This is a genomic window from Pseudomonas mandelii, from assembly GCF_002251635.1.
Lineage (GTDB): Bacteria > Pseudomonadota > Gammaproteobacteria > Pseudomonadales > Pseudomonadaceae > Aquipseudomonas > Aquipseudomonas mandelii_B.
Map to the genome: position 1 here is coordinate 18,777 of NZ_NMOJ01000047.1, position 13,652 is coordinate 32,428.

The following is a 13,652-nucleotide window of genomic DNA, read 5'->3' on the forward strand; positions in this document are numbered from 1 at the left end:
CACAATTGTTTTTATGCAGTGACCATGCGTCGCTCCAACAAATCTTCCAGCTCATCAAGCAATTCATCACCACGCAACAGCTCGTAGTGCCCGCCGGCCAACAGGCGATCAACGCCATGACTGCCGACTTGGCTCTCGAACACCCGGCGTTCGTCGTCACGCTCGGCCACCCACCAACGATGGGCCGAGGCCTTAATCGCCGGCAGTTGCCGATGCGCCAGCGCCAGTTGCTTGAGGCGCGAGCCGGTGGCGAAGATCTGCGTGAGCTCCCCCGCGCCCAATGCGGCTTGTTCATTGGAACCGTGCAAGGCGGCTTCAATCACGGCAGTGGAGCCCTCGCGTTCACTCAAGCCAGCGGCTTTCAGCGCGATCAGCACCTGAGCCTCATCGGCGGGCAAACCGAGCACAAACTTCAGGAAATCACCGAGGTCCTCGCGCCAGTCCCCCGCTTCTGCGGTGCCGGCTACATAGCTGTCGACCAACCCGGCAAACGCCACGGTTTCACCTTGGCTTTCCAATTCGTGGGCTACCAATTGCGTCAACGCGCCGCCCAACGACCAGCCCAGCAAGTAATACGGCCCTTTGGCCTGCTGGCTGCGAATCCGTTGCGCATAGGCTTTCGCCATGGCCAGCAGCGATTCGTCCTGCCAGTGTGGGTCAAGCAACATGCGGCATTGCACGCCGTACACAGTGCGCCGTCCTTCCAGTCGGCGGGCCAGCGGTTCGTAGTCGAACACCGTGCCGAAACCAGCGTGCAGGCAGAACAGCGCCGGCACATTGGGGATCCGCGCATTCAGCGCCAGCAGCGGGTCCGGCGCCGCTGCAACCGGTTCGGCCGCCTGATAACCGCTGAGTTCGGCGATGCACGGTTTCTGCATCAGATCCCGCAGCTTCAACTCGAAGCCCAGTTGCGGCTGACTGCGCACCCGCGAGATGACTTTGAGCACCTGCAACGAGTCGCCGCCCAGTTCAAAGAAGTTGTCGTCGATGCCCACTTGCGGCACGCCGAGCACTTCTTGCCAGATTGCGGTCAGCGCGGTTTCCAGATCGTTGCGCGGGGCGCGATAGCCGCCCAGCGCCCATTCAGGCGTCGGCAGTGCGCGACGATCCAGCTTGCCGTTGGCCGACAGCGGGAAGCGCTCCAGCACCATGATCCGCGCCGGCACCATGTAGTCCGGCAGTTGCGCTTGCAGTTCAGACTTCAAGAGCCGATCCAGCCCGACAGCACCGGCCCCCACCACATAACCGACCAATTGCTTGCCGGTCGGCGTGTCGTGCACCACCACGGCGGCATCCTGCACGCCGACGCACTCACGCAGACGCGCTTCGATTTCGCCCAATTCAATGCGGAAACCACGGATCTTCACTTGCTGGTCAAGCCGCCCCAGGTAGTCGATCAACCCGCACTCGCGCTGGCGCACCAGGTCGCCGGTGCGGTACATGCGACCACCGGCCTCGAACGGATCGGGGATGAAACGCTCGGCGCTCATGCCGGGACGCTGGTGGTAACCGCGCGCCAGGCATTCGCCGCCCAAATACAGCTCACCACTGACACCGACCGGCAACGGATTGAGGTCGGCGTCCAGCACATACAAACCCCGCCCGGCCACACCGCGACCGATGGGTGCATAGGCCGCGTCGCAGGTTTCGCTGACTTCGGCACGCCACAGCAGCGGCGTGACCACGGTTTCGGTCGGGCCATAACCGTTGACCAGACGCTGTGGACGCAAGGCGCGCTTGACCTGTTCGAAGCTGGCCTCCGGCACCGCGTCGCCGCCAAAGCAATACACCTCGACGGCCGGCGGATTACCCAGGCGCTCGGCCACTTCGGCCATCTGTTGCAGGTACGCCGGCGGGAAGCAGGCCACGGTGACACCGTGACGCTGCATCACTTCGAGGGTTTGCTCCGGGGTCCACAAACTGTCCTCGCGGATCACCAGGCTGCCACCGGCCAGCATCACACTCAGCCAGCGCTCCTGCGCACCGTCGAAGGCGAACGACATGAAGTGCAACTCACGGCTGCGCGGTGCCAGTTCGTAGAGTTCGATGATGCCGCGGCAATGCCGGGCAATCGGTCCGCGCGCCACCGCCACGCCTTTGGGTTGGCCGGTGGAACCGGAGGTGTAAATCAGGTACGCGAGGTGTCCCGGCAGCGGATTGGCAACCGGGCACGCAACGTTGTCGGCAACGCTCAACTGGTCGAGCAGCAGGCGGGGCGGGCTGTCGGCCAGGGTCAGTCGATCACCCAGATTGCTGTCGCAGAGCAACAGGCTGGCCGCCGAATCGCTCAACATGTAGGCCAGTCGTTCGGCCGGGTACGCCAGGTCCAACGGCAGATAAGCCGCCCCGGCCTTGAGCACCGCAAGGAACGCGACGATGGTGCGCTCGGAACGCGGCAACGCTACCGCCACCAGACTCTCAGGGCAAATACCGCGAGCGATCAACTGCTGCGCCAGCCCATTGGCCTGCACCTCAAGCTCGGCGTAACTGACTTCGCGATCTTCACAGATCAAGGCGATTTTCTGCGGCTGCGCTTTGACGTGTTGATTGAACGCGTGAAGTAAATCAGCGCTGTTGTCAGACGCCTGCGGCAGACTCAAACGCGCTTGCGGCAAGCCAATATTGCCGAGCAGGCACGAAGCGTCCTCAGGCAACGCACGCAACAACCCTTCCAACTGCGCACGTATCCGCTCGACTTCCACCTCACTGAAGCGATCACGCAAGAACAGGTATTCGACTTCCAGGCCTTCTTCGTTGGCGCTGACCATCAAGTCCATCGGGAAGTTGGTCACCCCGCCGCTGCCGACTTCGGCAAAGCGCAACTCACCTTCCTCGCCCCCTTTCAAGGCACGGTCCACCGGATGGTTTTCAAAGACGATGATGCTGTCGAACAACCCCTGGCCACCCTGCCCGGCCCAGCGCTGAATGTCCGACAACGGCGTGTGCTCGTAGTCGCGCACCATCAGGTTGTAATCCTGCAAGTCGCGCAGCCACTCGCCCAACGGCTGTTGCGGGTCCAGGGTCTGGATCACCGGCAAGGTGTTGATGAACAGGCCCAGCATGTCCTGCGCACCGGCCAGCCCGGTCGGGCGCCCCGCCACCGTAGCGCCGAACGCGACACTGCGCTGACCGCTGTGGCGTTGCAGCAACAGCAGCCATGCGCCTTGTACCAGCGTGTTCAGTGTCACGCGTTGACGCTTGGCGAAGGTGTGCAGTTTGCGCGTCGCCTCGGCGTCGAGGTTGCTGTACATCACGCCGTGACCGGAACCTGTCGCACCGGAAGCCTTGGCCAGAATGGTCGGTTCTTCAAGCAGCGCCAGGCGCTCACGCCAGAAGCCTTCGGCTTGCGTACCGTCCTGGCGTTGCAGCCAGGCGATGTAGTCGGCGTAGCGACCGGTCGGGGTCGGCAGGCTGTCGTTGTGGTACAGGCGCAGCATGTCGCCCAACAGGCGCGAAGCACTCCAGCCGTCCAGCAACAGGTGATGGTAGATCCAAATCATCTGGTAACGGTCATCGCCCAGACGCACCAGGATGAAACGCATCAACGGCGGGCAGCTCAGGTCGAAGCCCTTGGCCTGTTCCGCTGCGGCCAGTTCGCCCAGCGCCTGCTCGGTGCCGGCGCGGTCGCGCCAGTCAAGTTCTTCGATTGGCAGCTCGACGTCGGCGAACACCGCTTGCAGCGGATCGGCCAAGCCATCGCGCCAGCGGAATGCGGCGCGCAGCACTTCATGACGCTCGACCAGCGTCTGCCAGGCTGCGCGGAAACGCGGCACCTGCAAGCCGTCGACCGCCACGCTCAACTGGTTGACGTAGGGGTTGAGCTCCGGTGAATCGAGGCAATGGAACAGCATGCCTTGCTGCATCGGCGACAGTGGATACAGGTCTTGCAGACCGACCCGGGCGGCAATGTCGATGTGCGGCACCAGCGAGAACGCTTCGACTCTGTGCGCTTCGATCAGCGTTGCTTCACGGCGGCTGGCCACGGCGGCGAGCGCACGGATGGTCTGCTGCTCGAACAGTTGCTTGGGACTGAACACCAGCCCGCGCTGCCCGGCACGGCTTACCGCTTGCAGCGAAATGATCGAATCACCGCCCAGCTCGAAGAAGTTCTCGGTGACGCCCACCGACTCCAGCCCCAGCAGTTCCTGCCAGATCTCCACCAGCAACGCTTCGGCCGGCGACGCGGCGGCGACTTGATCGTGGTTCTGCCGCGTGGCTTCGGGCGCTGGCAGGCCTTGGCGATCAAGCTTGCCGTTCGGCGTCAGCGGCAACGCGGCCAGGCACATCAAGTGCGCCGGCAGCATGTGCGCCGGCAGACGGCTGCGCAGGTGAGCCGTCAGCGCTTCACGCAAATCCTGCTCATCGGCGAGCGGATCACGCGGCACCACGTAACCGACCAACTGGCGGCTCACCGGGCCTTCGCGGTCGATCACAAAGGCCTCACGCACGCCTTCGTGTTCCAGCAGGCAGGCTTCGATTTCGCCGAGTTCGATACGGAAGCCGCGAATCTTCACTTGCTGGTCGATACGGCCGAGGTATTCAACGACGCCATCAGCGCGGAACCGTGCGAGGTCGCCACTGCGGTACAAACGCGCGCCTGGCACAAACGGATCAGGCACGAAGCGTTCAGCGGTCAGGTCCGGACGTTGATGGTAACCACGGGCGACGCCCTCGCCACCCAGGTACAACTCGCCCGCGACGCCCACCGGCAACGGCTGCAAGCCGCCGTCCAGAATATAGGCGCTGCGGTTGCCGACCGGCCGGCCAATCGGCATGAACGCCGAGTCGAATTCGGTATCCGGATACGCCAGCCAGATCAGCGGCGTGATCACCGTTTCGGTCGGGCCGTAGCCGTTGATCAGGCGCTTGGGTTGCAGCACTTGCTGGACCTCATCGAACGCGTGCTTGGCCATGCCTTCACCGCACGGGGTGTAGGAACGGATCGGCAAATCACGCCCCGCTTCGCCCATGAAGTCGGCGATCTGCGACAGATAGGTCGGGGTAAAACAGGCGATGGTGATGCCGTGTTTTTCGATCTCGGCGCAGGTGCGCTCCACGCTCCACAACTCGTCGTCGCGCGGCATCACTGCCGAACCGAACACCAGCGGTGTCAGCCAGCGCTCGTGGGCGCCGTCGAAGCTGATCGAAGCGAATTGCAGCTCGCGATCGTCCGGGGTCATGCCGTACAACTCGCCGATCGACAGGCAATGCATGGCCAGCGGACCGTGGGCCACGCTGACGCCTTTTGGCCGCCCGGTGGAGCCCGAGGTGTAAATCAGGTAGGCGAGGTTTTCGCCGCAGGTCAGGTTGACCGGGTTGGCTTCCGACATTTGCTCCATCGGCTCGCGGTCGATTTCCAGTACCGGCAGGCCTTCGGGCAACGGCAGTTTTTCCCGCAGCCACGACTGGCTGATCATCAGCGAAATGCCGCTGTCTTCCATCAGGTAACGCAGGCGCTCCGTCGGGTAAGCCGGGTCCAGCGGCACATAAGCGCCGCCGGCCTTGAGGATTGCCAGCAAGCCGACGATCATTTCCGGCGAACGCTGCATCGCCAGGCCAACCCGCACTTCCGGGCCAATGCCCAGTGCGCGAAGACGATGGGCCAACTGGTTGGCACGACGGTTGAGCTGATCGAAGCTCAATTCCAGATCGTTGAAGATCAGCGCGGTGGCCTCCGGGCGGATGACGGCCTGAGCCTCGATCAACTGATGCACGCACAGCGGGTTTTCCGCAGCCGTGAAAGCCGGGCTCCACTCCTCCAACTGTTGTGCGCGCTCCGGCGCGGTCAGCAGGTCCAGTTCACTCAACGCAGCGTTTGGCGCGGCGACCATCGCCGCCAGCAGCGTGGCCAGATGCTCGCTCATGCGAACAATCGCTTCGCTGTTGAAATGCGCGCACTGGAAGCTCCAGTTCAGGCTCAACTGACGTTCGGCGGTGGCCGCCAGGGTCAGCGGAAAGTTGGTGCGCTCATGGTTCTGCGGAATCGAGAAGCTCAATCCGGCCGGCGCGCCTTGTTGCAGCGCTTCGGCGACCGGGAAGTTTTCGAACACCAGCAAGCTGTCGAACAGCGGTTCACCGGCACGCCCGGCCCAGCGCTGAATGTCGCCGAGGGCGGTGAATTCATGCTCGCGCAATTCGAGGTTCTGCGCCTGCAAACGGGTCAACCACTGGCCGACGCTTTCCACCGCGTCCGGGCTGCTGATCACCGGCAAGGTGTTGATGAACAGGCCGAGCTGGCTTTCGGCACCCGGCAAATCCACCGGCCGCCCCGCCACGGTCGCGCCGAAGGCGACGCTGCGTTGACCGGTATAGCGTTGCAACAGCAGCGCCCAGGCACCTTGCACCAAGGTGTTGAGGGTGACTTTTTGCTGACGGGCAAACTCGCTGAAACGTTGGCTGGTAGCGACGTCGAAGGTCTGGCGATGGTCTGCAAACTCCATCGTCGACAGATGTTTACCGTCGCCATGGGCCAGGCTCTGCGCCAGCAACGTCGGGTTGTCGAGGGTCGCTAGTTGCTCGCGCCAGAACAGCTCGTCGGCTTGCGCATCCTGACGCTGCAACCAGCCAATATAGTCGGCAAAACGCCCAATCGGCGCCTGCACTTCTTGCCCGGCATAACGCTGCAAGACTTCGCTCAGCAGCAGCGAATTACTCCAGCCATCGAGCAACAAGTGATGGTGGGTGTAGATCAGTTGCTGACGCTCATCGTCCAGCCGCACCAGGGTCAGGCGCATCAATGGCGCCCGCGTCGAATCGAGTTGCAGGCGCTCGTTGTCGATCAGCTCAATCAATGCGCCGGTCTGATCGCTGCGGCCACGCCAGTCGAGGCAGGTCATCGGCAGTTGCAGATGACGATGGACCAATTGCACCGGCGCCTCGAAGCCCTCCGGGAAATGGAAACTGCTGCGCAGGATCGGATGGGTGTCGAGCACCGCTTGCCATGCGCGGCCAAGACGCTCGGCGTCGAGGCCACGGGCTTCGACACTGAGCTGATTGACGTAGGCGCCGGACTCCGACTCGTACAAGCTGTGGAACAACAGACCGGCTTGCATCGGCGACAGAGGATACAGGTCTTCAATCTGCGCCGGCGGCACCGGCAGGCCATCGAGTTGCGCCTGGGTCAGGCGCGCCAGCGGGAAGTCCGCCGGGGTCACGCCACCCGCGCCGTCACTCAGACAATGGGCGATCAACGCCAGCAACTCGCGTTGATAATCCGCGGCCAGCGCTTCGATTTCACGTTGGTCAAAGCATTCGCGGCTGAAGGTCCAGTCGAGTTTCAATTCGCCGCCATACACCTGACCGTCCACCGACAGCCAGTTCGGCAACGGTGCGTCCGCCGATTGCGCGGCGCCGCTGGATTCGCGAGCCGGAGTGAACAGTGCATCCTCGGCGAAGCTCTGATCGAACTGCCCGAGGTAGTTGAAGGTGACCCGCGCTTGCGGCAACGCCGCCAACGCCGCTTGGGTCGAGGCATTGCCCATGTAGCGCAGCAGGCCGTAGCCCATGCCTTTGCCGGGGATTTCGCGCAGTTGCTGCTTGATCGCCTTGATCGAGCCGGCCAGGTCGGCGGTCGGCGTCAAGCGCACCGGGAACAGGCTGGAGAACCAGCCGACGGTGCGGGTCAGGTCGATGTCGTCGAACAGCTCTTCGCGGCCGTGACCTTCGAGCTGAATCAGCGCCGAGGTGTCGCCGGTCCAGCGGCTGAGGGTGCGGGCCAGTGCGGTCAGGAGCAAATCGTTGACCTGCGTGCGGTAAATCGCTGGCGCCTGTTGCAGCAATTGGCGGGTTTGCTCGCGATCCAGGCCGATACTCACGCCCTGACGCAGATGCCCGGCCTGACTGGCTTGGGCATTGGCGGCGGGCAGCGAATCATTGGCGATGCTCAGCTGCGCCTGCCACCAGTCCAGTTCGCTGGCAGCGGCTTCGGAACGTGCATAGGCGTCAAGTTTGTCGGCCCAGGCCTGGAAGGCGCTGGTCTTCGGTGGCAGCTCTTGCCCTTGGTAAGCGGCTTGCAAATCTTCCAGCAACACCCGCCACGACACCCCGTCCACCGCCAAGTGGTGGATCACCAACAGCAACCGCTGCGAGCCATCGGCCTGAGCAATCAACGCGACGCGCAGCAACGGTCCGTCTTGCAGACTGAGGCTGCGCTGCGCCTCGTCGCACACCGACTCCAGCGAAGCATCGCTGGCCACGCGAGCGGTCCAGAGCATGTCGATCACATCACAGCTGTCGGCCCCGACATAACGCCCCGACCATTGGCCGTCGACCTGACTGAAGCGCAAACGCAGCGCATCGTGCTGCTTGAGCAGGCGTTGCAGCGCCGCTTGCAGGCGTGGCAATTCGAGGGTTTCGCGCGGCACAAGCAGCACCGCCTGGTTCCAGTGCGCGCGTTGCGGGATCGGCTCGTCGAAGAACCAGCGCTGGATCGGCGTGAGTGTTTGCACACCGTCCACCGGTCCTTGTTGTGCCAGCGGTGCAGCCTGTTGTTTGACCACAGCGGCCAGGGCTTGCAAGGTCTGCTGCTGGAACAGGTCGCGCGGTTGCAGGCTCAAACCGGCACGACGGGCACGGCTGACCACCTGGATCGAAATGATCGAGTCGCCGCCCAGTTCAAAGAAATTGTCCTGACGCCCGACCTGCTCCACGCCCAACACGTCCTGCCAGATCTGCGCCAGCACCTGTTCATGTTCAGTGCGTGGCGCTTCGAAGGCCCGTTGGCTGACTTGCGCGATCGGCGCTGGCAGGCGTTTGCGGTCGAGTTTGCCATTGGGACTCAGGGGCATTTGCTCGATCAGCACGGTCTGCGCCGGCACCATGTAATCCGGCAGGCTCGCCAGCAGATGGCTTTTCAGGGTTTCACGCCACGCGCCTTGCTGCTCGGCATCAGCGCTGACCAAGGCCCGATCCTGCGGCACGATGTACGCGACCAACTGCTTGCCGCTCGGGCCATCGAGGGCCAGGACCACGGCTTCCTGCACCTCGGCATGTTCTTGCAGGCGTGCTTCGATTTCGCCCAGCTCGATACGCAAACCGCGNATCTTCACCTGGTGGTCGATNCGCCCGNCGTACTCGATNACNCCATCGGCGCGATAGCGCGCCAGGTCACCGGTGCGGTACAGGCGCTCGCCNCTGCCGAACGGATCAACGACGAAACGCTCGGCGGTCAGCGCACCACGTCGGTGATAACCACGCGCCAGGCCGACTCCGCCCAGGTACAACTCGCCCACCGCACCCAGCGGCAACGGTTGCAGTTCGCTGTCGAGGATGCAGGTGCGCAGGTTGGCGATCGGACGGCCGATCGGCACGCTGTCACGCCCTTCTTCGACGCAGGTCCAGTGGGTCACGTCGATGGCCGCTTCGGTCGGGCCATACAGGTTGTACAAATTCGCTTGCGGCAGGCTGCGCAAAGTCTGGCGTTGCAGCTCCATCGGCAGCGCTTCACCGCTGCAAATGATCCGCTGCAACGAGGTGCAGGCCAGCGCCTCGTCGGCACCGATGAACGCCGAGAGCATCGACGGCACGAAGTGCAGCGTGGTGATCGCCTGCTCGACGATCAACGCGGCCAGGCGTTGCGGGTCACGGTGTTCGCCCGGCGCGGCGATCACCAGGGTGGAGCCCTTCATCAGCGGCCAGAAAAACTCCCACACCGACACGTCGAAACTGAACGGGGTTTTCTGCAGCACGCGGTCGGTCGGCTGCAAGTTGTAGGCTTGCTGCATCCACTCCAGACGGTTATGCAGCGCCACATGGCGGTTACCGGCACCCTTGGGTTTGCCGGTAGAGCCGGAGGTGTAAATCACATAAGCGAGGTTTTCCGCGACCGCAAGGTTGGGCAGATCAGTGCCCGGTAAGTCGCTCAGCCAATCGGCGTCTGCGAGCAGGCACAAAGTGCGCACGTTGTCCGGGGTCGGCAGTTGCGCCAGCAGATGTTCCTGGGTCAGCAACAAAGAAATGCCGCTGTCTTCGATCATGTAGCTCAAGCGATCAACCGGGTATTCCGGGTCCAGCGGCACATACGCGCCACCGGCCTTGAGAATGGCCAGCAGGCCGACGACCATTTCAAACGAACGGTCGCAGGCAATCCCCACCAGCACTTCCGGGCCGACACCCTGGGCACGCAAGTGGTGGGCTAAACGGTTGGCGCGCCGGTTCAGCTCGGCGTAACTCAGGGACTGGCCCTGGAACACCAGCGCCGTCGCCTCTGGGTTTTCAATCACGCGTTCTTCGAAATGGCGCTGCACGCAGACTTCGCCCGGATAGGCCTGAGCGGTGTCGTTGAGCTCGTCGAGGATGCGCAGACGCTCGTCGGCGTCCAGCAACGGCAACTCGGCGAGTGGGCATTGCGGATTGGCGAGTACACCGGCCAACAGGTTGCGCCAGTGCCGCGCGAGGTGTTCGATGCGTTCAGCGTCGAACAGATCGGTGGCGTAAGTCAGGCTGGCGAATAGCTTGTCGCCCTCCTCCTGGGTGTCCAGTTGCAGATCGAACTGGGTGGTGTGCGCCGTGGCGTTCAATGCCTCGACGCGCAGGCCGGCGAGCAAGCCGCTGACCGCCGCCGGTTTGGCTTGCTGGTGGTTGAACACCACCTGGAACAGCGGGCTGTGACTGAGGCTGCGTTCACCTTGCAGCGCCTGCACCAGTCGCTCGAACGGCAAGTCCTGATAATCCTGGGCATCCAGCGACGCGGTACGGGTCTGGTCGAGCAATTGGCTGAACGGCAGACGTCCATCGAGCTCGGCACGCATCACCTGGGTGTTGACGAAGAAGCCGATCAGGCCCTCGGTTTCANNGCGATTGCGGTTGGCNATCGGCACCCCGACGCGCACNTCGGACTGGCCGCTGTAGCGATGCAGCAAGGCCTGGAAGCTTGCCAGCAACAGCATGAATGGTGTGACACCGCGCTGTTTGGCCAGGCTCATCAGACCGCTGGCCAACGTGGCATCGAGGGCGAAATCCAGACGCGCACCGCGTTGGCTCGGTTGCGCCGGGCGCGGACGGTCGGTGGGCAACTCCAGCAGCGGTTGTTCGCTGCCCAGGCGGTCGCGCCACCAGTTGAGTTGACGGTCCAGCTCGCCCGCCTCCATCCAGCGGCGTTGCCACATCGCGTAGTCGGAATACTGGATCGGCAGTGCTTCCAGCACGGCATGCCGGCCTTGGCAATGCGCGGCGTAGAGCCGGGAAAACTCTTCCACCAGCACGCCCATCGACCAGCCATCAGTGACGATGTGATGCAGGGTCAGCAACAGCACGTGGTCTTTGGCGTCGAGTTGCAACAGGCTGACCCGCAACAGCGGACCGTGCTGCAGATCGAACGGCCGGGCGATGTCCTGTTCGACGCTGTTCATCGCCTGATCGAAGCGCTGATCCTCAGGTTCGCCGCGCAGGTCGATCTGCTCGATGGGCAGCGAGGTGAACTCGGCCAGCGTCTGCACCACTTGCCCGTCATCCTCGACGAACCGGCTGCGCAAGCTCTGATGCCGCTCCAGCAGCCCATCGAAACTCTGCTGCAACGCAGCAACGTTCAGCGGCCCGTGCAAACGTAGCGCGGCCGGAATGTTGTACGCCGAACTGTGTGGATCAAGTTGCCAGAGAAACCATTGGCGCTGCTGCGCGTATGACAGTTCAAACGTTGCTTGAGGCTCGGCAGCCGGCGGAATCGGCAGCTGGCCAAAGCTCACGCCCTGCTCTTGCATGCGTTGCAGAAACTCGCGGCGCTTGTCGGCAGGCAGGCCGGCGAAGCGGCTGGCGATACGCTGGGCAGTGGTGTGTTCCATCAGTTGATCTCCATCTCGTCGAGAAGCGACTCAAGCGCATCAAGACGTGCATCGTTGTCAGCCGGGGCGTGTTGCCCGGCCATGGCGGCATAAGCCTGAAGGTCGGCGGATTCGAACAGCGCGCGCAGCGGCAGCTCGATACCCAGTTCCAGTTCCACACGGGCACTGGCCTGGGCAGCGAGCAGCGAATGCCCGCCCAATTCAAAGAAGTTGTCGCGTCGGCCGATTTGCGCCACGCCCAGCACGTCGGCCCAGATCGCGGCCAGTTGCTGTTCGAGATCACCCACAGGGGTTTCGAACGGCCGCTGCCAATCCTCGGCATCCGGCACCGGCAGCGCCTTGCAGTCGAGTTTGCCGTTGCCGGTCAGTGGCAAGGCATCGAGCAGCAACCAGTGGCTCGGCACCATGTAATCCGGCAGATCGACCTTGAGCGCGGCGCGCAGGTTGTCGCGCCAGGCTATTGGGTCATGCGGGGTTTGCTCGGCCACGACGTAGGCGCACAGCTGCGGGCCGCCTTCGCCGGTATGCACGCTCAACACCGCTTGACGCACGCCCGGCTGGGCCAGCAGCGCGGCTTCGATTTCACCCAATTCGATGCGGAAACCGCGAATTTTTACTTGCTGGTCGATACGGCCGAGGTAATCGATGCTGCCGTCGGCCCGCTGACGCGCCAGGTCGCCGCTGCGATAAAGACGCTGCGAAGCCTCGAACGGGCTCGGCACAAAGCGCTCGGCGGTCAGGCCGAAACGACCGTGATAACCGCGGGCCAGGCCGGCGCCGGCGATGTACAACTCGCCCGCCACACCCACCGGCACCGGTTGCAGCTGACTGTCGAGCAAGTACCAGCGCAGGTCGCGGATCGGCAGGCCGATCGGGCTTTGGGCCTTGCCGTCGAGGTCGGCCAGGCGGATGGCGCGGTAGGTCACGTGCACCGTGGTTTCGGTGATGCCGTACATGTTGACCAGGGTTGGCTGCTGATCGCCGAAGCGTTCGAACCATGGACGCAGGCTCGCGACTTCGAGGGCTTCGCCGCCGAAAATCACCTGACGCAACGCCATGCTTCGTGGGCTGGCGCAGGCAATCGGCAACAACTGGCGGAACGCCGTCGGGGTCTGGTTCAACACCGTCACGCCTTCATCACAGAGCAAGCGGTGGAACTCTTGCGGCTCGCGGCTGATGTAATACGGCACAATCAGCAGACGCCCGCCGGTGCACAGCGAACCGAACAGCTCCCACACCGAAAAGTCGAAGGCATAGGAATGGAACAGCGTCCAGACATCGTCCGGACCGAAGTTGAATTCGCCAGCGGTGGCCGTGAGCAGACGTCCAACGTTGCCGTGGCTGAGCAATGCGCCCTTCGGCCGACCGGTGGAACCGGAGGTGTAGATCACGTAGGCGAGGTTGTCCGGGGTCGCCAGCGCTGGCAGGTTGTCGGCGCTGAAGGCGTCCAGTTGCAACGATTCCAGGCTCAGCACCTGCAGGCCGTCCCGGGCCGGCAAACCGTCGATCAAGTGTTGCTGGGTCAGCAGCAGCGTGATGCCGCTGTCTTCGATCATGTAGCTCAGGCGCTCGGCCGGGTAGTGCGGGTCGAGCGGCACATAGGCGCCACCGGCCTTGAGAATCGCCAGCAAACCGATCACCAGTGGCATCGCTCGTTCGGTGGCGATGCCGACCCGCACTTCGGGGCCGACGCCCTGCTCGCGCAGTTTGCGCGCCAGTCGGTTGGCCTGGGCGTTGAGCGCGGCGTAGGTCAGTTGCTCGCCTTCGTAAGTCAGTGCGATGGCGTCCGGCCGTTGTGCAGCTTGCGCTTCGAACAACTGGTGCAGGGTCGGCGATGTCGGTTGTGCCTGGAACGCAGGGTTCCAGTGCTGCACC

At 63.7% G+C, this 13,652-nt stretch carries 2 protein-coding genes and 1 pseudogene; all 3 read right to left on the minus strand.

Translation table 11 applies throughout. The features are described from left to right. Nucleotides 1-11 precede the first annotated feature (11 nt). Nucleotides 12-11,777 (minus strand): non-ribosomal peptide synthetase, encoded by an 11,766-nt coding sequence (locus B7L09_RS06735; protein ID WP_094468255.1) that lies wholly within the window; start codon nucleotides 11,775-11,777, stop codon nucleotides 12-14. Further along, nucleotides 11,777-12,106: a phosphopantetheine-binding protein gene (locus B7L09_RS32760; RefSeq protein WP_438269298.1), complete on the minus strand. Its 330-nt coding sequence runs from the start codon at nucleotides 12,104-12,106 to the stop codon at nucleotides 11,777-11,779. Before B7L09_RS32760 ends, B7L09_RS06735 begins: the two co-directional genes overlap by 1 nt. A 33-nt stretch (nucleotides 12,107-12,139) precedes the next feature. Continuing rightward, nucleotides 12,140-13,651 (minus strand): annotated as a pseudogene (locus B7L09_RS32765) (amino acid adenylation domain-containing protein); the annotation flags it as partial. Nucleotide 13,652: the final 1 nt, after the last annotated feature.